At 71.1% G+C, this 21,600-nt stretch carries 22 protein-coding genes; 14 read left to right on the forward strand and 8 right to left on the reverse strand.

What is annotated here, in order from left to right:
- Nucleotides 1-44: 44 nt before the first annotated feature.
- The gene (locus tag OG371_RS02910; RefSeq protein WP_329065245.1) at nucleotides 45-1,079 is read left to right on the forward strand and encodes an SDR family oxidoreductase; all 1,035 of its coding nucleotides are present in this window, start codon (nucleotides 45-47) and stop codon (nucleotides 1,077-1,079) included.
- A 9-nt stretch (nucleotides 1,080-1,088) separates the two neighbouring features.
- Here the strand turns inward: OG371_RS02910 and OG371_RS02915 are convergent, their stop codons facing one another.
- Nucleotides 1,089-1,826 carry an SDR family oxidoreductase gene (locus OG371_RS02915; RefSeq protein WP_329065247.1) on the reverse strand — a complete coding sequence of 246 codons (738 nt, stop codon included), beginning with the start codon at nucleotides 1,824-1,826 and terminating at the stop codon, nucleotides 1,089-1,091.
- A gap of 34 nt (nucleotides 1,827-1,860) precedes the next feature.
- Between OG371_RS02915 and OG371_RS02920 the strand changes: the two genes are divergently transcribed.
- Nucleotides 1,861-2,499, forward strand: a complete 639-nt coding sequence (locus OG371_RS02920; RefSeq protein ID WP_329065249.1) for a class I SAM-dependent methyltransferase — start codon at nucleotides 1,861-1,863, stop codon at nucleotides 2,497-2,499.
- Nucleotides 2,500-2,991: 492 nt separating this feature from the next.
- Here the strand turns inward: OG371_RS02920 and OG371_RS02925 are convergent, their stop codons facing one another.
- Together OG371_RS02925 and OG371_RS02930 are read right to left on the reverse strand one after the other, a co-directional pair.
- Nucleotides 2,992-3,285 (reverse strand): DUF1905 domain-containing protein, encoded by a 294-nt coding sequence (locus tag OG371_RS02925; protein ID WP_329065251.1) that lies wholly within the window; start codon nucleotides 3,283-3,285, stop codon nucleotides 2,992-2,994.
- Between the two features lie 111 nt (nucleotides 3,286-3,396).
- Nucleotides 3,397-5,295 carry a S8 family serine peptidase gene (locus OG371_RS02930; protein WP_329065253.1) on the reverse strand — a complete coding sequence of 633 codons (1,899 nt, stop codon included), beginning with the start codon at nucleotides 5,293-5,295 and terminating at the stop codon, nucleotides 3,397-3,399.
- A gap of 423 nt (nucleotides 5,296-5,718) precedes the next feature.
- On the opposite strand from OG371_RS02930, the gene OG371_RS02935 reads away from it, so the two are divergent.
- Together OG371_RS02935 and OG371_RS02940 are read left to right on the forward strand one after the other, a co-directional pair.
- Nucleotides 5,719-6,174 carry a GNAT family N-acetyltransferase gene (locus OG371_RS02935; protein WP_329065256.1) on the forward strand — a complete coding sequence of 152 codons (456 nt, stop codon included), beginning with the start codon at nucleotides 5,719-5,721 and terminating at the stop codon, nucleotides 6,172-6,174.
- Nucleotides 6,175-6,398: 224 nt separating this feature from the next.
- A complete protein-coding gene (locus OG371_RS02940; protein ID WP_329065258.1) occupies nucleotides 6,399-6,701 on the forward strand; it encodes a hypothetical protein in 303 nt (100 codons plus the stop codon).
- A gap of 214 nt (nucleotides 6,702-6,915) precedes the next feature.
- On the opposite strand, the gene lpdA is transcribed toward OG371_RS02940, so the two are convergent.
- From lpdA to pip, 3 genes are all read right to left on the reverse strand, one after another.
- Nucleotides 6,916-8,301, reverse strand: coding sequence for a dihydrolipoyl dehydrogenase (lpdA, locus tag OG371_RS02945; protein WP_329065261.1), 1,386 nt, complete (start codon nucleotides 8,299-8,301; stop codon nucleotides 6,916-6,918).
- 63 nt (nucleotides 8,302-8,364) lie between these two features.
- Nucleotides 8,365-9,159, reverse strand: a complete 795-nt coding sequence (locus OG371_RS02950; protein ID WP_329065263.1) for a lysophospholipid acyltransferase family protein — start codon at nucleotides 9,157-9,159, stop codon at nucleotides 8,365-8,367.
- Between the two features lie 127 nt (nucleotides 9,160-9,286).
- Nucleotides 9,287-10,249, reverse strand: coding sequence for a prolyl aminopeptidase (pip, locus tag OG371_RS02955; RefSeq protein WP_329065265.1), 963 nt, complete (start codon nucleotides 10,247-10,249; stop codon nucleotides 9,287-9,289).
- Between the two features lie 37 nt (nucleotides 10,250-10,286).
- Here pip and OG371_RS02960 point away from each other — a divergent pair, with 37 nt between their 5' ends.
- Nucleotides 10,287-11,324, forward strand: a complete 1,038-nt coding sequence (locus OG371_RS02960; protein WP_329065267.1) for a LacI family DNA-binding transcriptional regulator — start codon at nucleotides 10,287-10,289, stop codon at nucleotides 11,322-11,324.
- Between the two features lie 179 nt (nucleotides 11,325-11,503).
- Nucleotides 11,504-12,187: a response regulator transcription factor gene (locus OG371_RS02965; RefSeq protein ID WP_329065270.1), complete on the forward strand. Its 684-nt coding sequence runs from the start codon at nucleotides 11,504-11,506 to the stop codon at nucleotides 12,185-12,187.
- Here the strand turns inward: OG371_RS02965 and OG371_RS02970 are convergent.
- Nucleotides 12,166-12,687: a hypothetical protein gene (locus tag OG371_RS02970; protein WP_329065272.1), complete on the reverse strand. Its 522-nt coding sequence runs from the start codon at nucleotides 12,685-12,687 to the stop codon at nucleotides 12,166-12,168. The two genes, OG371_RS02965 and OG371_RS02970, sit on opposite strands and share 22 nt — an antisense overlap.
- An 87-nt stretch (nucleotides 12,688-12,774) precedes the next feature.
- On the opposite strand from OG371_RS02970, the gene OG371_RS02975 reads away from it, so the two are divergent.
- The 5 genes from OG371_RS02975 to OG371_RS02995 all read left to right on the forward strand — a co-directional run bounded on the left by OG371_RS02975 (nucleotide 12,775) and on the right by OG371_RS02995 (nucleotide 18,803).
- Nucleotides 12,775-14,052 (forward strand): sensor histidine kinase, encoded by a 1,278-nt coding sequence (locus tag OG371_RS02975; RefSeq protein WP_329065275.1) that lies wholly within the window; start codon nucleotides 12,775-12,777, stop codon nucleotides 14,050-14,052.
- 111 nt (nucleotides 14,053-14,163) lie between these two features.
- The gene (locus tag OG371_RS02980) at nucleotides 14,164-15,585 is read left to right on the forward strand and encodes an amino acid permease (RefSeq protein WP_329065277.1); all 1,422 of its coding nucleotides are present in this window, start codon (nucleotides 14,164-14,166) and stop codon (nucleotides 15,583-15,585) included.
- Nucleotides 15,582-16,352: a carbon-nitrogen hydrolase family protein gene (locus OG371_RS02985; RefSeq protein ID WP_329065280.1), complete on the forward strand. Its 771-nt coding sequence runs from the start codon at nucleotides 15,582-15,584 to the stop codon at nucleotides 16,350-16,352. Before OG371_RS02980 ends, OG371_RS02985 begins: the two co-directional genes overlap by 4 nt.
- A complete protein-coding gene (locus tag OG371_RS02990; RefSeq protein WP_329065282.1) occupies nucleotides 16,349-18,043 on the forward strand; it encodes a flavin monoamine oxidase family protein in 1,695 nt (564 codons plus the stop codon). The genes OG371_RS02985 and OG371_RS02990 overlap by 4 nt, the downstream gene beginning before the upstream one ends.
- Nucleotides 18,044-18,155: 112 nt before the next feature.
- Nucleotides 18,156-18,803, forward strand: coding sequence for a TetR/AcrR family transcriptional regulator (locus OG371_RS02995; RefSeq protein ID WP_329065283.1), 648 nt, complete (start codon nucleotides 18,156-18,158; stop codon nucleotides 18,801-18,803).
- A 114-nt stretch (nucleotides 18,804-18,917) separates the two neighbouring features.
- Here the strand turns inward: OG371_RS02995 and OG371_RS03000 are convergent, their stop codons facing one another.
- Nucleotides 18,918-19,724: a TetR/AcrR family transcriptional regulator gene (locus tag OG371_RS03000; protein ID WP_329065285.1), complete on the reverse strand. Its 807-nt coding sequence runs from the start codon at nucleotides 19,722-19,724 to the stop codon at nucleotides 18,918-18,920.
- A gap of 67 nt (nucleotides 19,725-19,791) precedes the next feature.
- Between OG371_RS03000 and OG371_RS03005 the strand changes: the two genes are divergently transcribed.
- The 3 genes from OG371_RS03005 (at nucleotide 19,792) to OG371_RS03015 (ending at nucleotide 21,492) form a co-directional block, all read left to right on the forward strand.
- Entirely contained in the window at nucleotides 19,792-20,658 is an 867-nt protein-coding gene (locus OG371_RS03005) for an alpha/beta fold hydrolase (RefSeq protein WP_329065287.1), read from the forward strand.
- A 135-nt stretch (nucleotides 20,659-20,793) separates the two neighbouring features.
- On the forward strand, nucleotides 20,794-21,225 hold the full coding sequence (locus OG371_RS03010; protein WP_329065289.1) for a hypothetical protein: 432 nt from the start codon (nucleotides 20,794-20,796) through the stop codon (nucleotides 21,223-21,225).
- A gap of 81 nt (nucleotides 21,226-21,306) precedes the next feature.
- Entirely contained in the window at nucleotides 21,307-21,492 is a 186-nt protein-coding gene (locus tag OG371_RS03015) for a DUF5302 domain-containing protein (RefSeq protein WP_091626574.1), read from the forward strand.
- The last annotated feature ends 108 nt before the right edge of the window (nucleotides 21,493-21,600 follow it).

The following is a 21,600-nucleotide window of genomic DNA, read 5'->3' on the forward strand; positions in this document are numbered from 1 at the left end:
ACTAAGCCTTGGACTCATGGCATCTTCGGTTCCAGGATCGAGGTATGAGCACAACGCGGAACGTCGCCATGGTCGCCGGGGCGAACGGGATCATCGGCCGGAACCTGATCGAGCACCTGCGCGGCCTCGGCGGCTGGGACGTCGTCGGCCTTTCGCGCCGCGGCGGTCCCGGCGCCATCGCCGTCGACCTGCTCGACGCGGCGGACACCCGGGCGAAGCTGGCCGGCGCCGGCGACGTGACCCACCTCTTCTACGCCGCCTACCAGGACCGGCCCACCTGGGCCGAGCTCGTGCCGCCGAACCTGGCGATGCTCGAGAACCTGGTCGACGGCCTCGAACCCGCCGCGCCCGGGCTGCGGCACGTGAGCCTGATGCAGGGGTACAAGGTCTACGGCGCGCACCTCGGCCCGTTCAAGACGCCCGCGCGCGAGACCGACGCGGGGCACATGCCGCCCGAGTTCAACGTCGACCAGCAGGCGTTCCTCGAACGCCGTCGCATCGGCAAGGCGTGGTCCTGGTCGGTGATCCGGCCGTCCGTGGTCGGGGGGACAACGCTGGGCAACCCGATGAACCTGGCGCTGGTGATCGCGGTGTACGCGTCGATCTCGAAGGAACTCGGCCTGCCGCTGCGGTTTCCGGGCCGTCCGGGCGCGTACACCAGCCTGCTGGAGATGACCGACGCGCGGCTGCTGGCCGAGGCGACGGTGTGGGCCGCGACCTCGACGGCGGACCAGGCGTACAACATCGCCAACGGCGACCTGTTCCGCTGGAGCGAGCTGTGGCCGAAGATCGCCGCCTACTTCGGGCTCGAAGCCGCGCCGCCGCTGCCGATGTCGCTGGACGTCGTCATGGCCGACAAAGGTCCACTGTGGACGAAGATGGCGGCGGAGCACGGCTTGAAACCCTCGTACGCCGACGTTTCCGCCTGGGGCTTCGGCGACTTCGTGTTCTCCTGGGACTACGACATGTTCGCCGACTCGTCGAAGTCCCGGCGCGCCGGGTTCCACTCCTACGTGGAGACCGAGCAGATGTTCTACCGGCTCTTCGACGAGTTCCGCCGCGAGCGCGTCATCCCGTGATGTGCTTGCTTAACCGCGGCCGATGAACGGCATGGTGGTGGCCGTGATGGTGAGGAACTGGACGTTCGTGTCCAGCGGCAGCGCGGCCATGTACAGCACGGCGTCGGCGACGTGGCCGGCGTCGAACGTCGGCTCCGCGACCACGCGGCCGTCGGCCTGCGGGATGCCGGCGGCCATGCGCTCGGTCATCTCGGTCGCGGCGTTGCCGATGTCGATCTGTCCACACGCGACGTTCCAGGCGCGGCCGTCGAGGGAGATCGAGCGGGTCAGCCCGGTCACCGCGTGTTTGGTGGCGGTGTAGCCGACGCTGGCCGGGCGCGGGGCGTGCGCGGAGATCGAGCCGTTGTTGATGATCCGGCCGCCCCTCGGGTCCTGGTCGCGCATCAGGCGGACGGCCTGCTGCGCGCACAGGAACATGCCGGTGAGGTTGGTGTCGACGGTGCGGCGCCAGTCGTCCACGGACAGATCGGCGATGGTGCCGCCGATGGACACGCCCGCGTTGTTGACCAGCAGGTCGAGCCGTCCCCACCGCTCGCGGACGGCCGTGAACAGCCCTTCGACGGCCTCGGCATCGGCGACGTCGACCGGCACGGCCAGCGCGTTGCCGTCACCGTCCGCGGTCTCCTGAAGCGCCTCTTCGCGGCGGCCGGCCAGCGCCACCTGGTAACCCGCGCCGAGCAGCGCGCGGGCGATCCGCCGGCCCAGTCCGGAGCCCGCCCCGGTGACCACCGCCGTTTTCCCGGTCATGCCGTTCTCCTCCCGAATGCCGCAGACTGTACTGATGGGACCACGAAACACTCTCCTCGCCGGACTCGCCCGCCAGCTGGGTCACCCGCGCGGCTTGCGCGGCCGGGCCGTCGGACGGCTGCTCAACCGCGCGAACCGCGGCCGCGTGACGGCGGCGGTCGAGGCCCTGGCGTTGCGCCGGGGCGAAACGGCCCTGGACATCGGCTTCGGCGGTGGCCTCGGCCTGGACCTGCTGCTCCGAGCCACGAACGGCGGCACGGTGCACGGCGTCGAGCTGTCGGCCACGATGCTCGCCGGCGCCCGTCGCGCCTTCCCCGCGAACATCGCCGCCGGACGGCTCGTGCTGCACGAGGGCACCATGACCGCGCTGCCCTTGCCGGACGCCTCGGTGACGGCCGCGATCACGGTCAACACGGTGTATTTCGTCTCGGACCTGACCGCGGCGTTTTCGGAGATCGCCCGGGTCCTGGCCCCGGGCGGCCGCTTCGTCCTCGGCATCGGCGACCCGTCCGCGATGGCCAAGGCCCCGTTCACCGACCACACCTTCCGGCTACGCCCGGTCGAGGACTTGGAACACGCCCTCACGACGGCCGGCCTGGACATCCGCCGCCACGATCGAATCGGCGAGGGCCTGGCCGCCTTCCACCTCCTGGTCACCGAAGCGACCGGCTGACGCACCGGGATCGGGGCTGCGCAAGGAAGCACGCCCTGTTTGCCGGAGCGGCTCGAGCCCTCGCGCCCGCCCACAACACCACAAGACCCGGTGCCCGGCCCGCGACGCCCGGCACCCGACTTCCGGTTGGCCACGGCCGACCCCCGCGACCCCCGACCCTCGCGGCTCGCGGCTCGCGGCTCGCGGCTCGCGGCTCGCGGCTCGCGGCTCGCGGCTCGCGGCTCGCGGCTCGCGGCTCGCGGCTCGCGGCTCGCGGCTCGCGGCTCACCGTAACCCTCTGGCCGCCGAAGCGACGAAAGCCTCAGCGGAAGCCAAGCAACCTGAAGCCCGGCCACAAACGCAGCGCAGCCAGCCACCAGTTCACCCCTGGATCCCTAGCCACAGCCCAAGCAGTCACCAGCCACCCCCGAACCCCCAGCCGCACAGCCGCACAGCCAGCCATCACCTCAAGCCCGAACCCCCAGCCCCACAACAGCGCAGCCAGCCACCACTTCAAGCCCGGATCCCCAGCCGCACAGTCGGCACATCCCCCTCCTCCAATTTCTCGGCCCGGCGCACCGCGGCCTTCACCGGCACGACATAACGCCCGTCCTTCGGGAACAGCGAGGTCGACCAGGTGCTGTCCCCGATCCGGGCCCGGACCGGGATCATCCCCCAGCCGTAGCTCACCGACGCCGATTCCTCCCGCAGGAGCCGGCATTCCTCCTCCGGCACGGTGATGAAGTACCACGGCGCCGGACCGCGCCAGAACCACACCTCACCACCGAATTCGAACTCGAACTCCACCGGCTCACCTCCTCCGCTGCCCGGACCCTGCTCAGGACACTACCCAGCCACCCCGACAAAAACGGCCCGGCGAGCGCGCTGCTCACCGGGCCGTCCTCTTGATCAGGGAATCTACTTCGCGGGCAGGCCCAGCGCGGCCAGCGCCGGGCCGGCCATGATCACGCCATTGCCGGTCACCGGGTCATAACCGGGGGCGCCCAGGTCGATCGCGCTCGAGACCAGGGCCGTGCGGATTTCGGCCGGGGTCGCGGTCGGCTTGCCGGACAGCAGCAGGGCGGCGATCGCCGCGGCGTGCGGGGCCGCGGCCGAGGTGCCGTAGAAGGGCTGGAAACCCGCCACTGACGTGGCGACGCCGTCCGCCGCCGTGATGTCCGGCTTGGCGCGGGTCGCGCCGCCCGTCGAGGAGACGTTGCCGGGGGTGAGGGCGGTGCCGTCGGCGTTGTAGAACATGTGCCGCTGGCCGTCGGAGGTGAACCGCTCCCACTTGCTCGACGCGCTGAACAGTCCGGGGTACGGGCCGGTCGGGTTCGGCGGGTCGCCCGCCTCGAGCGCGCGGCCGAACGCCGTCGCCGCCGGGGCCGCCGCCACGCTGAACGCCGCGGCCGCCGCCGAGTGGCCCGAGGTCACGCCCGCCGTGCTGAATGCCTTGAGCGAGCCCGAATCCACGAACCGGCCGCGGATCACGTTCAGCGCGATGAACCGGTCCGCGCCGCTGGTCTTCACCACGGCGAGGCGGTATCCGGAGCCGGTGCTGGGCACGGTCGCGCTCTCGTACGGGTCCTGCGTGCCGGTCTGCCGGTTCGTGCCGGAGGCGACGACCTTGCCCGTCGAGTCGAGGATATACAGGTCGTAGTCGTTGGCGGACTTGCCCCACGGGTCGGACCAGAACAGGGCCACCGGCTTGCCCAGCGAGCCGGGCGACAGCGGGTCGCTGGTCTGCGTGGCGCTGCCGGGGTCGAAGTCGTGCGGAGTGCCGGTGACACCCGGCAGCGCGGTGTCCGAAGCGCGGAAGTCGCCCTCGTAGTAGCCGCTGGAGCCGTCGGTCAGGTTGCCGGAGTTGCCGGCCGAGGAGAAGTACTCCGCGCCGGCGGCCGTGACGTCGTTGACGGCCTGTGCGACCTGCGTGTCCTGGAACGGCGACTCGTCGAAGTAGGCGACGTCGTCCACGATCACGGTGCACTTGCCGGTGGTGCGCAGCGCACGGATGTTCGCGGCGAAGCCCGCTTCGCTGCCGAAGGCGGTCGCGAAGCCGAGCGTCGCGCCCGGAGCGAGGTCGTGCACGATCTCCAGCATCGCGGTGCCCTCGTCGCCGCTGCCGGCCTGACCGGACAGCACGTCGACGGTGGGCAGCTCGCCCGCGGACTGCGACTTCGACAGCGAGTCCACGCCGTCCGACAGCACGCACACCTTGATGCCGGTGCCGTCCACCCCGTACTTCGTGCGCGCGGTGTCGGCGCCGTGCGCCTTGTCCCCTTCCGACACCTGCACGGCGGCGACGGCCTTCGCGGCCAGCTGCTGCTGCGGACTGGGCTCGTTCCAGGTCATGGCCTGCGCCGCGGGCGCGACGGTGGTGACGTCCGTGCGGGCGGCGATCGCGTCCACCGCGGACAGCGGCAGGTCGGCGCGCACAGAACCGTCGGGCGTGGCGTCGCGGACCGTGCCGCCGGCCGCCTTGACGGCGCGCGACACGGCCGTGCCCGCCGCACCGGTGATGTCGACGGACACGGTGCTGGCCTGGCTGACCGCGACGCCGGACTGGTAGCCGGGGAGTTCGGCGGCCAGCGTCCGGTCCGCGCGCAGCCGCTTCTCGACGACGAGCTGGCTCGACTGCTTGAGTTCGGCGGGCGTCAGCGTCTTCTTGATGCCCTGCAACGCGTTGATCCCGGCTTCGGTGCGCGCCGCGGCAGTGTCGGCGGCCGAAGGCTGCGCGGCCGACACGCCGGCCGTCAGCAGCAAGGCACCCATCGCGAGCGGCACCGAGCGCGCTGCGGCACGCCTAAATCTCACCATTCGAGTTCTCCCCGTTACTGAACGCACCCGGCGCGCGTTGCGGGACCGGTCCATGACCGGCCGTGATCAGGAGAATCTAAGGAGCGGTCCGTGCCCTGACCACCCACCAAAGTTTGGATCCTCGGCGCTTCCGCATGGTGGGACGGATCAGTACAGCGTGCGCACCAGCTTGTCGCGGCCGTTGACCGGTCTCGATCTCGCCAGGCGGCCAACTCGGCACCACGGCCGTGGTCGACGAGTGCCAGGATCCGGTCGCGGTCACCTCCACCATGCGCAGGAATCCGCGTCCACCCGATCGACTGAACGCCACGGCTCTCATCTGTTGCCTGCCAAGGGTTTCCGGCCGCGTTCCCGGGACAGCCTCGCACCTCAGCCGCGCCGAAGGTCAAGTTCTTGTCGGTGGCCGCGGTTAACGTCCCATCCATGCCCCACGACATCCGCCGCGTGTCCGGCCAAGACGCCCCCGCACTGAACGCTCTGCTGCACGCATCGTCCGCCTACCAAGGCGACTACGCGTCGATCCTGGACGGCTACGAGGTGACACCCGAGTACGTCGAGCGCCACCTTGTCTTCGCCGCCTTTCCCCCTGCACCCCCTGATGCCGGCCCCCTGGGCTTCTACAGCCTCACCGACGCCGAATTGGACCTGCTCTTCGTCGCCGACCCAGCCCAGGGCACCGGTCTGGGCGCCGCCCTGATCGCGCACATGCTGAAAACCGCGCGCGCCAAGGGAATCCCGTCCGTCCGCGTTGTCTCTCACCCACCGGCGGCCAGCTTCTACGAACGCATGGGCGCCCGTCGAACCGGCACCATCCCACCTCGCCCACCGAAGATCTCCTGGGAACGCCCGGAACTGACCTTCGACACTGGAGGTGTCTGAAGTGGACGGTATCCGCGCCGGTATTTCCTTGATTGCCTTGACACTGCGGCGATGCGAAGCACTCCTGGCGACGACTTGGAGCGCACCGACCACCCCGCCCACAACCCCGATACGAGCCATCCCACGCCGCCGCAGAGTTGATGGGCGCCGCTTGCCGCGACTACGCCGGACCACCACTGAGGCGGTCAGGCCTCCCAGCCGGACGTCCCGGCTATCCTCGCCCGATGGAGCAGGACCACCCCCTCGTGCGCGACGTCCACCCAGACCTCGTCGCCGAGTTGTCGGCGCTCCTGGAAGCAGAAGGCGAACAGTGGCTGGCCATCAGCGTGCACGACATTCGCCTGGTGAGCGAGTGCAGCTGTGGTGACGACTTCTGCAAGAGCTTCCACACCGCCGACCATGAGCCGGGGAAGCCGTACGGCCCGGGGCATCGATGCGTGCCTCTCTCGCCGTCGGAAGGCATGCTGGTCCTGGATGTCGTCGACGGCCGGATCGTCTACGTCGAAGTGCTCAACCGGTCGCGCTGAGACCCACCGGGTCGATCGGGCGGCGCGCCGACTCACCGCGGCTCGGCCCGCGACCGGCGGTCGGAACGGAGCGGCGGGCCGTCCGTGTCGCGGGGACCGGCGCCGCGCTACAGCACGCAAAGGACACGCCGTCCCGGGCGGCGCCTTCACGGCCTGGCCGCGGCCTGACACCTGCCCCGACCCGCAAACCCCGCGGGTCAGGGCCGCTCCACACTCACATGTTGATCATGTGCCCGGCCAGCCCGTGCACGGCTTCCTTCACCGCCTCGCCCAGGGTCGGGTGGGCGTGCACGTTGCGGGCCACTTCGTGCACCGTCAGGTCCCACTGCTGGGCCAGAGTCAGCTCCGGCAGCAGCTCGGTGACCTCCGGGCCGATCAGGTGCCCGCCCAGCAATTCGCCGTGAGTGGCGTCGCTGATGAGCTTCACGAAGCCGCCCGGTTCGCCGAGGCCCTGGGCCTTGCCGTTGGCAGTGAAGGGGAACTTGGCGACCTGGACGTCGAAGCCCTGTTCCCGTGCTTGGGCCTCGGTCCAGCCGAAGCTGGCGATCTGGGGCTGGCAGTAGGTGGCGCGCGGGATCATCACGAAGTCCAGCTCCATGGTCTCCGCGCCGGCGATGGTCTCGGCCGCCACCACGCCCATCGACTCGGAGGCGTGGGCCAGCATGAGCTTCGCCGTGACATCGCCGATCGCGAAGATGTGGGGCACGTTCGTGCGGCCGCGGCCGTCCACGGCGATGGCGCCGCGCTCGGTCAGCGCGACGCCGGTGTTCTCCAGGCCGTAGCCCTCCACGTTCGGCTTGAACCCGATGGCTTGCAGGACCTTGTCGGCCTCCAGCACCTGCTGCTCGCCGTCCTTGGAGACAGTGACGTGGACCCGGCCGTCCGAGTCGTCGATGGCCTCGACCTTCGTGGAGGTCAGCACCTTGATGCCGAGCTTGCGGTAGCGCTTCAGCAGCTCCGCGGAGACCTCCGCGTCCTCCAGCGGCACCATCCGGTCGAGGAACTCGACGATGGTCACGTCCACGCCGTAGTTGTGCAGCACGTACGCGAACTCGACGCCGATCGCGCCGGCGCCCGCGATCACGATGCTGCCCGGCAGCTCGCTCTCCATGATCTGCTGCTCGTAGGTCACCACGCGGTCGCTGCGCGAAGTGCCGGGCAGCAGCCGCGCGGTCGCACCGGTGGCCACCACGCAGTGGTCGAACGTGAGCTGCTCGCCGTTGACCTCGAGGGTGTTCGCGTCGACGAAGGTGCCGTGGCCGTCGTACTCGGTGATCTTGTTCTTCTTCATCAAGAAGTGCACACCCTTGACGCGGCCGTCGGCGACCTTGCGGCTGCGCTCGTACGCGGCGGTGTAGTCGAAGCGGATCTCACCGTCGGAGGAGATGCCGTAGGTCTTGGCCTCCTGCTTGACGATGTGCGCGAGTTCGGCGTTGCGCAACAGCGCCTTCGACGGGATGCAGCCGACGTTGAGGCATACGCCGCCCCAGTATTTCTCCTCCACGACGGCGGCGCTCAGGCCCAGCTGCGTCGCCCGGATCGCCGCCACGTACCCGCCGACCCCGGCCCCCAGCACCACGACGTCATAGTGTGCACTCATAACGCAAAACTTACCCCCATCCGCGAGACGGGGCGGCGTGACCGTGCTCGCTCAGCGGGCCGCTCAGGGCCGGTCCGCGGGCGGCCGCACCCCGCGGATCCCGGCCAGCAGCTCGGTGATCGCGGCCATGATCCGCGCGGTCGCCTCCTCCAGCACGGCGCGGGTCAGCTCGGCCTCGCGCAGGTCCGAGAGGTCGACCGGCGGGCCGGCGACGAGGTCCACGGTCTTGCGCGGGATGCCGCGCGGCAGCCACGCCGTGGCGGGCAGCAGGTGGTGGGTGCCCCAGTTCGCGAGCGGGATCACCGGCACCCCGGTCTCGAGCGCGATCCGCGCGGCCCCGGTCTTGCCCTTCATCGGCCAGCCGTCCGGGTCCTTGGAGAACGTGGACTCCGGGAAGATCGCCACGCACTCGCCGGACCGGACCGCCACCACGGCGTCGCGGTAGGCGCCGGACGCGGTGGGCGCGCCGCGGTAGACCGGGATGTGCCCGCCCGTGCGCATGATCCGGCCGAGCACCGGCACGTCCCAGAGGCTCGATTTCGCGAGATAACGCGGCACCCGGCCGGCGCCGAGGCAAAAAGCCGTCGCCGTCGCCGGGTCCGCGAACGACAGATGGTTCGAGGCGACGACCACCCCGCCCGAAGCCGGGATGTGCCGGGCACCGCGCACCCGGAACCGGGAGAACAGCACCAGGAACTGCCAGATCACCTCGATCGCCGCGCTGTACCAGGGCCCGCGGCCGCGGCGCGCGAACCTCCGGCCGTAGGCGGACATCTGGCGGAAGGTGAGCAGTTCGCCTTCGGGGGCCGCCTGTTCGAGCGGGGTCCAGCGTTCTCGCGTCCGGTTTCGCAGCGCCATGACCGCTATTCGTAGCCGATCCCGACAACGATCGGTGGTCACCGCGGCCCGGACGCGGCGCGGATCACACCCACCGGGCCGGCACCGCAGGCTGCCGCGCTGCCCCGACGTGTCGGCGGCGGCACGCTCAGCTCGCCGCGAACCGGTCGGTCGCGCTGATCAGCTCGTGCAGGGTGCCGGGCTCGTCGAAGGCGTGGCCGGCGTCGCCGATCATCTTCAGCTCGGCGCCCGGGAGCACCTGCGCGAGTTCCCACGCGGTGGTGGCCGGGGTGACGGCGTCGTAGCGGCCCTGCACGAGCACACACGGGACGCCGGTGAGCTTGCCGGCCTCGCGGATCAGCTGGTCGTCGGCCAGCCAGCCGCCGTGGCGGAAGTAGTGGTTCTCGATCCGGGCGATGGCGAGCGCGAACTCCGGCTCGGTGAACGCGGCGACGACCTCGTCCTGCGGCGTGAACTTCACCGTCTCGCCCTCCCACCGGCTCCACGCGACCGCGGCCGGCCGGTGCAGTTCGGGGTCCGGGTGGTGGAGCAGCTCGTGGTAGACCTCGATCAGGTTTTCGCCGCGCCGCGCGTACGGCACCGGTGCCAGGAACCGGGACCACGCCTCGGGAAACAGGCAGGCCGCACCGCCACCGAAGAGCCACTGCAATTCCTTCACGCGAAGCGTCGCGACGCCGCGCAGCACCAACTCGCTGACGCGGTGCGGGTACGCCTCGGCGTAAGTGAGTGCGAGCACGCTCCCCCACGAGCCGCCGAACAGCTGCCAGGTCTCGATGGCCCGGTCCTCGCGCAGCCGTTCCATGTCCGCGACCAGGTGCCAGGTGGTGTTGACCGTGAGGTCGGCTTCCGGGGTGCTGCAGTGCGGTGTGCTGCGCCCGCAGCCTCGCTGGTCGAACAGGACGATCCGGTAACGCTCGGGGTCGAACAGCCGCCGGTGCCGGGTCGACGCGCCGCTGCCCGGGCCGCCGTGCAGGAACACGACCGGCTTGCCCGCGGGGTTCCCGCACTCCTCCCAGTAGATAACGTTTCCGTCGCCCACCGGCAGCATCCCGTGGTCGTAGGGTTCGATTTCCGGGTACAGACCGAGCATGACGCCACTATGCCCGAGAAGGCACCTTGGAGGAGCGATGAAGGCGCGGCCGCATGTGACGCTCGAGGATGTGGCACGCAGCGCGAGCGTGTCACTCGCCACCGCCTCGCGCGTGCTCAACGGCACGACCTCGGTGCGCACGGACCTGCGCGATCGGGTCGTGTCGGCTGCGGCGGAGCTGTCGTACGCGCCCAACGCGCACGCGCAAGCCCTCGCCGGTGGGACACATCGGACAGTCGGGGTGATCTGTCACGATGTGTCCGATCCGTACTTCGCGGCCATTGCGGACGGCGTGATGCGGGTGGCGGACAGCAACGGGCTCCTGGTCATGCTCGCCGGCACTTTCCGCGATCCCGGGCGCGAAGTCGCGTACGTCTCGATGCTGCGGGCCCAGCGCGCGTCGGCGATCCTGCTGATCGGGTCCGCGTTCGAGGACCGTGCGTGGGAACGCGCGATGGCCGCCGAGCTGGAGCCGTACCGGCGTGGCGGCGGCCAGGTCGCGGCCGTGAGCCGGCACCGGGGCCTGAAGATGGACACCGTGCAGCCGGACAACCGCGGCGGCGCGGCCGAGTTGGCCCGCGCCCTGCTGGGCTTGGGGCACAAGCGCTTCGCCGTGCTGTCCGGCCCGCGGCGCCTGAGCACGGTCGTCGACCGGCTGGACGGCTTCACCACCGAGCTGGCCGACCACGGAATCACCCTGCGCGAGGACGACGTGCTCGAAGCCGCGTTCACGCGCGAAGGCGGCTACGAAGCAGCGAAACGCCTTCTGGAACGCCCCCGCCGAAGCCTGCCGACATGCGTCTTCGCCGTCACCGACGTGATGGCGATCGGCGCGCTGACCGCCCTGCGCGAAGCCGGTGTCTCCGTGCCGGGCCAGGTCTCGGTGGCGGGCTTCGACGACATCCCGGTGGTCCGCGACCTGACGCCGCCGCTGACCACGTTCGCCCTGCCACTGGAACAACTGGGCGCCCGGGTGATGGACCTGGCCCTCGCCGGCTCCGGTCTCCGCCCGCGCACGGTCCGGCTCCCGGGCAAGGTCGTCCTGCGGGAGAGCACGGCCCGGCCCCGCCGCTGACCCACCTGTCGCGACGGCACATCCGCAGGCCCAGATCCACTTCGGCAACGGGCACCGCCCGCACTCACCCGGTTCCCGTCCCGATCCCGCCGCCGGTCTGTCCACAGTGGATCGTCGCGGTGGGTGGTCTGGGATTTCCCCGCGGTCGGCGGTTAGGGGCGTTGGTTACGCTGCCGGACGTGGCTCAGGTGCTGGTGGTGGAGGACGACCCGACGATCGGCGGGGTCATCGAGGGCACCCTGCGGCGGCAGGGGCACGTGGTGCGCTGGTGCCGTGACGGCCGCGGCGCGCTCGAGGTGACCTCGGCGGACCTGGTGCTGCTGGACCTCGGCCTGCCCGATCTCGACGGGCTCGAAGTCTGCCGCCGGCTGCGGGCCGCGCTGCCGTCCGCGGTGCTGGTGATCCTGACCGCGCGGCAGGAGGAAATGGACGTGATCGTGGGCCTCGACGCCGGGGCCGACGACTACCTCACCAAACCCATCCGGCTCCCCGAGCTGCTGGCCCGGGTCCGCGCGCACCTGCGCCGCGGCGGGACGGCGGCCGAGGTCGCGCCGCCGGTGACCGTCGGGGCGCTGGTGGTGGACACCGCCCGGCGACGGGTCAGCCTCGGCGGGCGCGAGCTGGATTTGCGGGCGAGGGAGTACGACCTGCTCGCGCGCCTCGCCGAGCAGCCGGGCGTCGCGGTCAGCCGCACGACGCTGATGGCCGACGTCTGGGACTCGCACTGGCGCGGCTCCACCAAAACGCTCGACGTGCACATCGCGGCTTTGCGGCGCAAGCTCGCGGCCGCGGCCGTCTCGCCGGAGCAAGTGCCCCGGATCGTCACCCTGCGCGGCCACGGCTACCGGCTGGAAGAGGCCTGACCGGTGCACCACCCGATCACAACACCCACCTGGCCGACCAGCACGCCGACGGGCGGCCCGCCGGCCACGGCCTGCCGACGAACGCCCGACCCCAGCCGCGATCCGATCACGACACTCGCCGACTCGACGCCCGCATCGGCGACCAGCCTGCCTTCGAGCTCCACCATCCGACGGAAGCCCGACTCCAGCCCCTGCCCGACGACCGCATCGGCAACCGCCCCGCCCTCAAACGCAACCAGCCGACGAACGCCTGGCCCCGCCCACCTGACCACAGCACCCGTCCAACCGACGACCACGTCGGCAACCGGCCTGTCCTCGAGGCCAAGCAGCCGGACCAAGCCCGAGCCCAGCCGCCACCCGACCACCACGCCCGCCAAGGTGACCACCGCCCTGGCAACCAGCCCGCCGCCGAACACGACCAGCCGACCAGGGTCAGGCCGCCCACACCGCCCAATCACCACGCCCGGCAGGCCTAGCACCTGCCCGCCTTCGAGCACCATCAGCCGACAAAGGCCCAACCCGACCACTGCGCCCGCCAAGCAGGCCGCTGCACCCCCAGCCACCACCACAGGAAGGAGCCCCAGCCCATGCACCGCCGCATAGTGACGCTCACCGTGCTTGCGGCGGTGCTGGCGACGAGCCTCTTCGGACTCCCCCTGGGCGTCGCGGTGTTCTGGTACTACCGCTCGGACACCACGTCGGAGCTGGAGCGGGCCGCCGACGCCGCAGCCGTGGTCGTGTCGGATGCGCTGGCGGCGGGGCGGACGCCGCAGCTGCCGGCAGGCACCGAGAGCGAAGTGGGGGTTTACGACCAGGAAGGGCGGCTGCTGACCGGGCACGGGCCGGCGCGGGCGGACGGCATCGTGCGGGGCGCGGCGGGCGCGGATACCGACATGGCGACCGGGCCGGTGGGGTCCGAGCAGGTGCTGGCGGTCCCCGTGCTCAGCGGGGCGCGGCTGACCGGGGTGGTGCGCGCGTCCGTCCCTCAAGCGGAGCTCACCCGGAGGGTCGGGCTGACCTGGCTGGCCATGGCCGGACTCGCGATCGCCGCGGTGGTCGCGGCCTGGCTGGTCGCGCGGCGGATCGCGGCGCGGCTGACTCGGCCGCTCGACCGGCTGGCCGCGGCCGCGACCCAGCTCGGCGAAGGCGACTTCACCGTGCGGGCGCCGCGGGCGGGGATCACCGAGATCGACGAGGTCGGCTCGGCCCTCGACGTCACCGCGGCGCGGATCGGCGACACCCTCGACCGCGAGCGCGCGTTCTCGGCCGAGGCCTCCCACCAGCTCCGGACGCCGCTGACCGGGCTGCGGCTCCAGCTCGAAGCCGCGCTCGAGGAGCCAGCGCAGGACCCGTACGCCGCCATCCGCGCGGGGATCGGGTCGGCGGATCGGCTGGAACGCACCATCGAGGACCTGCTCGCACTCTCCCGCGAACGCCGCGCGCCCCGCGCCGAGCTGGACCTCGACGCCGTCCTCACGGAACTCCGGGCCACCATCTGGGCCGACGGCCGCACCCTGCGGATCGAGGACCTGGACCCGCCGCCCGCGCGTGCTTCGGCGGCGGCCGTCCGGCAGGTGCTCGCCGTCTTGCTCGACAACGCGGTGGCCCACGGCCGCGGCACGGTCACCGTCACCGCGCGCGACGCCGGCGGGGCGCTGGCAATCGACGTCGCCGATGAAGGCCCGGACCTCGGCGACATCGATCCCTTCACCAAAACCGCCACCAACCACGGCATCGGACTGCGGCTGGCCCGCAGTCTCGCCGAGGCGGAGGGCGGGCGGCTGCGGCTGTCGCGGCCCGATCCGCCGACGTTCACCCTGCTCCTGCCCGGGGTGGATGGAACGAATCACCACGATCAACCGTGAAAGTGCAATGAATCACCCAGAAGTAGCTCAACAGCACAACGATTACCAGTTTTCGGGTCATAATCCGATCGATACCGTGGCTCACACCCGACCTCGACGAGGAGGAGCCAGGTGAAGTCCGTTCTGCCCGACCCCGGCCTGCGCGCGGCCCTGCTGCGCCGCAAGCCCGTCGCCGATCTGGTGGCGGAAGCCGACCACGGACGGCTCAAGCGGTCGCTCGGCCTCGGCCAGCTGACCATGCTCAGTATCGGCGCCACGCTCGGCAGCGGCATCTTCGTGGTGCTCGGCGAGGCGGTGCCGGTGGCCGGGCCCGCCGTCGTGCTGTCCTTTGTGCTCGCCGGGATCACCGCGCTGTTCTCGGCGCTGTCCTACGCCGAACTCGCCGGCATGATCCCGCTTTCGGGCTCCTCGTACTCCTACGCGTACGCGACGCTCGGCGAGATCGTCGCGTGGATCTGCGGCTGGTGCCTGGTGCTGGAGTACGGCGTGTCGGTGGCTTCGGTCGCGGTCGGCTGGGGCCAGTACCTCAACGAGCTGCTGCAGCTGGCGTTCGGCGTGGCCATCCCGGACGCGCTCAGCCAGCCGCCCGGCGCGGGCGGGCTGGTGAACGTGCCGGCGATCCTGGTCGTGGTGCTCGCGATGGTCCTGCTGCTCTCTGGCGCCAAGGAGAGCGCGCGGGCCAACGCGATCATGGTGACCGTGAAGATCGCCACGCTGGTGATGTTCTGCGCCATCGCGTTCACCGCCGTGCAGGCCAAGAACTTCACCCCGTTCCTGCCGCTCGGCCTGGCGGGCATGAGCGCGGGCGGGGCGAAACTGTTCTTCTCCTACATCGGTTTCGACGCCGCGTCGACGGCCGGCGAGGAGGCGCGCAACCCGCAGCGCGACCTGCCGCGGGCGATCCTGCTCTCGCTCGCCATCGTCACGGTGCTGTACTGCCTGGTGGCGTTCGCGGCGGTCGGCGCACTGCCGTGGCAGCAGTTCGGCGACCAGCAGGCGGCGCTCTCCCACGTGCTGACCTCCGTGCTGGACAACAAGTTCTGGGCCGGCGTGCTCGCGGTCGGCGCGATCGTGGCGATCTCCAGCGTGGTGCTGACCGTGCTGTACGGCCAGACGCGCATCCTGTACGCGATGTCGCGCGACGGACTGGTGCCGAAGGCACTGTCCACAGTGCACCCGAAGACCGGCGTGCCGCGGACGAACACCCTGGTGGTGTCCGGCTTCGTCGCGGTGCTCGCCGCGTTCATCCCGCTCGGCAAGCTGGCCGACGCCACCAGCATCGGCACGCTGTTCGCGTTCGGGCTGGTCAACATCGCCGTGCTGATCCTGCGCAAGCGGCGGCCGGACGACGCGCGGTCGTTCCGCGTGCCGTTCTCCCCGGTGACGCCGATCCTGGGCGTGCTTTGCTGCGCGTACATGATGTTCAGCCTCGACGGCGCGACCTGGATCGTGTTCGGCGCCTGGATGGCGCTCGGGCTGGTGCTGTACTTCGCGTACGGCATCCGGCGCTCGCGGCTGGCGGTGCAGTCGTGATCGTCGCCGTCCACCAGGGCCCGTACGACGAGCTGCCGGCCGCCGTGGCGGAGGCGTCCACGCGGGGTGCGCGAATCCTCGTGACCGCCGAGATGATCACCTCCGGCTATGCGATCGGCGCCGCCGCGGTCGCCGAACGCGCCGAGGCCGCCGACGGACCGCTGAGCCAGGAGCTCGGCGCGCTGGCCCGCGAACGCGGCGTCGCGCTGGCCTACGGCTACCCCGAACGCGCCGGCGACACCGTGTACAACTCGGTGCAACTCCTGTCCGCACAAGGGAAACGGCTCGCGAACTACCGCAAGACGCACCTGTTCGGCGACCTCGACCACAGCCAGTTCTCCCCCGGCGCCGAACTCGTCGTGCAGGCCGAGATCGACGGCCTGCGGATCGGCCTGCTGATCTGTTACGACGTCGAGTTCCCCGAGGCGGTCCGCGCGCACGCCCTCGCCGGAACGCAGCTTTTGCTCGTACCAACGGCTTTGATGCGCCCGTACGAACGGGTGGCCGACGAGCTCGTGCCCATCCGCGCGCACGAAAGCCAGCTGTACCTCGTGTACGCGAACCGCTGCGACGTCGAGGGCGAGCTGGACTATTGCGGCCACTCGACCATCGCCACGCCCGACGAGGTGGTGGCCAAGGCCGGTGACGGGCCCGAACTGATCCTCGCCGACCTCGACCCGGTCGCGCTCACCCGGCCGACCAACACGTACCTGGCCGACCGACGGCCCGAGTTGTACGGCTCACTGACCGAAGGACCCAGCGCATGACCTCCGCCGTCCCGACCGCGATCCCGACGGAAGAGCCCGCCGGGCGCCCGATCACCATGTTCGGCCCGGATTTCCCGTTCGGCTACGACGATTACCTGAACCACCCCGACGGCCTCGGCTCGATCCCGTCCGAGCGGCACGGCACGGAGGTGGCGGTGATCGGCGGCGGGCTTTCCGGCGTCGTCACCGCGTACGAGCTGATGAAACTCGGGCTGCGGCCGGTGGTCTACGAGGTCGACCAGCTCGGCGGCCGGCTGCGCACGCACCATTTCCCCGGTCTGCCCGACGAGGTGGTGGCCGAGATGGGCGCCATGCGGTTCCCGCCCGCGTCCACCGCGCTGTTCCACTACATCGACAAGGTCGGCCTGGAGACCACGCCGTTCCCGAACCCGCTCGCGCCCGGCACCCCGAGCACGGTCGTGGACCTCAAGGGGCAGAGCCATTACGCACGCACGCCCGACGATCTGCCGGACGTGTTCAGCGCTGTCGCCAAGGCCTGGCAGCGGACCCTCGACGAGCACGCGTCGTTCGCCGAGATGCAGACCGCGATCCGCGACCGCGACGTCAAGACGGTCAAGCGGATCTGGAACGAAATGGTGCCGCGGCTCGACCACCAGACGTTCTACGGGTTCCTGTGCGACTCGCCGGCGTTCGCCTCGTTCCGCCACCGCGAGATCTTCGGCCAGGTCGGCTTCGGCACCGGGGGCTGGGACACCGACTTCCCGAACTCGATCCTGGAGATCCTGCGTGTCGTCTACACCGGCGCGGACGACGAGCACCGCTCCATCGCCGGCGGCAGCAGGCAGCTCCCGCTGCGGCTGTGGGAGCACGTGCCGGAGCAGCTCGCGCACTGGCCCGCGGGCACGAATCTGGCTTCACTGCACGAAAACGGCCGGCCTCGCCCCGGCGTCACCCGGCTGCACCGCACCGCGCCGAACAACATCACGGTGACCGACGCGTCCGGCCACATCCGCACGTTCGGCGCCGCGGTGTTCACCGCGCAGAGTTGGATGCTGCTGTCGAAGATCGAATGCGACGAGGCGCTGTTCCCGATCGACCACTGGACCGCGATCGAGCGCACGCACTACATGGAGTCCTCGAAGGTGTTCGTGCCGGTGGACCGGCCGTTCTGGCTGGACCCCGACCCGGCCACCGGGCGCGACACGATGAGCATGACGCTCACCGACCGGATGCCGCGCGGCACCTACCTGCTCGGCGACGACCCGGACGCCCCCGCGGTGATCTGCCTTTCCTACACCTGGGCCGACGACTCGTCGAAATGGCTGCCGCTGAGCGTGTCCGAACGGGTGGAGGTGATGCTCCAGTCGTTGCGGGAGATCTATCCGGGCGTGGACGTACGGCGGCACATCGTGGGTGACCCGGTGACCGTTTCCTGGGAGGCGGAACCGCATTTCATGGGCGCGTTCAAGGCGAACCTGCCCGGGCACTACCGCTACCAGCACCGGTTGTTCACGCATTTCGTGCAGGACCGCCTCGAAGATCGTTTCCGTGGACTGTTCCTGGCCGGCGACGACGTTTCGTGGACCGCCGGCTGGGCCGAGGGCGCGGTGCAGACGGCGCTGAACGCGGTGTGGGGCGTGCTGCGGCACTTCGGCGGCCGGACCCCGCCCGCGAACCCGGGACCAGGGGATCTGTTCGACGACCTCGCCCCGATCGCGCTGCCCGACTGACGCCCGGGTCCCGTCAAGGCGTACCCGGTGGTACCAGCCGATGGTGTTCCCGGCGGCGACACCCTTCCTGATTAATCTGCCTGACTGAACCGATCATGCGAAAATATGACGTATGAACACCGAGCCGGCGCCGAGATGGCGGAGACTGGAACCGGACGAGCGCAGGGAGCAGATCTACGAGTGCGCGGCGCGGCTGTTCGGCGAACGGCCGTACTCGGCTGTGTCCACTTCGGACATAGCCGCGGCGGCCGGGGTGGCCAGGGGGCTGATCAACCACTACTTCGGCACGAAACGCGAGCTGTACCTGGAAATCGTGCGGCGCGCGCTCACCGTGCCGCGGCTGGCGGTGGAGATCCTGCCCGAGGGCCCGCTCGAGGTGCGCGCCGAAGCGGCCATCGACTGGTTCCTCGACATGGTGCGGGCACAGGAGAAAACCTGGCTCGCGGCGATCGCCCCCGAGGGCATCGGCCGTGACCCCGAGGTGGACGGCCTGCTCGAGGAGGCCGACCGCGTGTCGGCCGACCGCGTGCTCGAAGCGGTGGGCCTCTCGCGTGAGAGCGCGAACGGCGAGCAACTGAACGCCGCGGTGCGCGCGTTCGGCGGCATGGTGAAGGCGGCCGGGCGCGAGTGGCTGGTGCGCGGCTCGCTGGACCGGGCGCAGGTGCACACGCTGCTGAGCAAATCGCTCGTCACGCTCGTGGGGCAGGTCTTCCCGCTGATCCAGAACCCGCCCCGCCCGGCCGAACGCGCCGGGGAGTGACAGAACCCCTGGCACCACGAGGGGGAGGAGGGTGCCAGGGGTTCCGGCCGGCGGCCAGGGCCCCCGGTATCCGCCACGCTACGCCGTCCGGGGCACAGTTCGGTGCCGGTTCGGCTATTCCGGACCGGTGAATTTCACCGAATCCGCAGCAAGGCCCTCGCCGGACTGCGTGGTCTGGAGATCGATGGCCGGGAGTTCGGCCGGCTCGGCCTTCAGCACCCGCAGGCGCTCGGCCAGCCCGTCGAGGCAGCGGTGCACCGCGTAGTCGTACAGCCGGTCGTAGTAGTCCGCGGTGAGGCGGGGGTTGCCGGCCAGGTCGTGCATCGCGCGGCCGTGCGTGGCCAGTCCGGGCAGGTCCGCGCGGTCGCGGTAGGTGGCGTACTCCTCGGTGTTGTCCAGGCGCAGCGCGAGGGCGCCGTCGCGGTCGTCCTCCATCGCGACGAACTGGCAGGCGGTGGCGATCAGCAGGTTGAACGCCAGCACGCTCTCCGCCGCGAAGCCCGCGTCCAGCAGCATGCGCATGCCGAGGTCGAGGGGGCGCTTGGCGGCGGCCACCGACGGGCCGAAGATCACCATCCGCCGGGCGGTGCCGGGATAACGGCGCAGCACCACGCGGAGTTCGACCAGCAGCTCGCCGAACCACTCCGGCCAGTCCCGGTCCTCCGGGGGCAGCCGCAGGTAGCCGACAACCCGGTCGAGCACCGCGGCCACGACCGAATCGCGGTCGCCGACGTGGTGGTAGACCACCGCGGGGTAGGCGTCCACGGCTGCGGCGAGCTGCCGCAGCGTCCAGTTGTCCAGACCGAGCTCGGCGGTGAGCGCGAGGGCCGCGTCCACGACCTTCTCCGCGGTGACGGCCGGCAGTCCCGCGGCCGCACGGGACCGCGGGCGGCTCCCGGCTCGCGGGGACGAAGACGGCATGCGGGGTACCGTAGCCGGATCAGCGAGCCCGGTGCCAGGCCTCGTGCCGGTGGGGCACTATCGGGGTATGCCACGCGCACGGGCCAACGGCCTCGAACTCGAATACGACACGTTCGGCGACCCGGCGAACCCGCCGCTGGTCCTGGTCATGGGCCTCGGCGCCCAGATGATCACCTGGGAGACCGGGTTCTGCGAACTCCTGGCCGGCCACGGCTTCCACGTGGTCCGCTTCGACAACCGCGACATCGGCCTGTCCAGTTACCTCGACGAGCTGGGCGTCCCGGACGTGCCCGCGGTCATGTCCGGGCAGGCGCCCGCGCCGTACCTGCTGGCCGATCTGGCCGACGACACCGTCGGGCTGTTCGACGCGCTGGGCTTCGCGAAAGCCCACGTGGTCGGCGCTTCGATGGGCGGGATGATCGTGCAGCAGCTCGCGATCGACCACCCCGATCGGCTGCTGAGCGTCACTTCGATCATGTCGACCACCGGCGACCCTTCGGTGGGCCAGGCGTCGCCGGCCGCGCTCGCCACGCTGACGCGCAAGCCCGCCGCGTCGCGGGAAGAGTCGATCGAACAGAGCATCGCCGCGTACCGCACGACCGGCTCCCCCGGTTACCCGGCGACCGACGAGTACCTGCGCGAGAAGGCCGCCCGCGGCTACGACCGCGCACTGCACCCGGAGGGCACTTTCCGCCAGGTCGCGGCGGTCATCGCCTCCGGCGACCGGACCGAAGGGCTGCGCGACGTGCGGCTCCCGTTCACCGTCCTGCACGGCGAGGCCGACCCGCTGGTGAACGTCAGCGGCGGCAAGGCCACCGCGGCCGCGGTCCCGGACAGCGAGCTGGTCCTGCTGCCCGGCATGGGCCACGACCTGCCGGAGCCGCTGTGGGCGGAGATCGTCGCGGCGATCGTGCGGACGGCCGCGCGCGCCTGAGCCCCCAGAAGCCGAGGTTCCAGAAGCCGAGGTTCCAGAAGCCGGGGGTCAAGAAGACGTCAAGAAGGCGACGGCGGGCGTACGGAAAACGTCCGCTGTCGCTGCTGTCCCGGCCGCGGGCGTTGCACTGAAGGCATGCGCACCACCACGGACGGAAGGCTCCCGGGCGGGCTCGGCTTCCCGCTCGGCGGAGTGGCTGTAGTCGTCGCCGCCATCGCCGCGGACATCGCGGGCGCTACCGCGCATCCGGTGTACGCGCTGGTGGCGCTGGTACTTGTGGCGCTCGGCGCCGCGGCGGTCACGACACCGGCGGCGGCCGCGGGCGTCGCACTGGTCGCGTGGGCCGTCGACTCCGGTTTTGTGCTCGGCCGAGCAGGCCAGCTGGTGTTCGACGGCGCGAGCGGGCGAGTCGCCCTCGCGCTCGGCGCGGCGACGCTGGTGGGCCTCGCCGCCTCGGCGATCGTCCGCGCCGCCCGCCGGCGTGTCGTGATCCCGCGGGTCGCGGTCATCCCCGCGCCGCGGGTTGGTGAACCCCAGCGTGGGGCCGATCGGGTCGCCCCCGCGTGACGAGAGTCGTAATCGACTCGCCAAGGCACCGTGGGAGTGCCAGGCTGAGGCGGTCACACGTCGTCATTTCCGGAGGTAAGCATGAGTGAACCGAACCCGTCGCCCAGCGGCGAGGAGGACGACGTCAAACGCAAGTTCCGCGAAGCGCTCGAGCGCAAGCAGGCCGGTGCCCGCAGCGGCGCCGCGCACGAGAGCGCCGGCGGCAAGAACCAGCACGCCCACGGCCCCGCCGCGAACAAGCGCACGTTCCGCCGTAAGAGCGGCTGACCGCAGGCTGTTCCCGACCGAAGCCCCCTCGCCTCGTGCGAGGGGGCTTCCGTCGTTCAGGCCCAAGGTCCGTCAAGGCCTCCTTACCCGCGTCGGACGCGGGCAAGG

The organism is Amycolatopsis sp. NBC_01480 (genome assembly GCF_036227205.1).
GTDB lineage: Bacteria > Actinomycetota > Actinomycetes > Mycobacteriales > Pseudonocardiaceae > Amycolatopsis.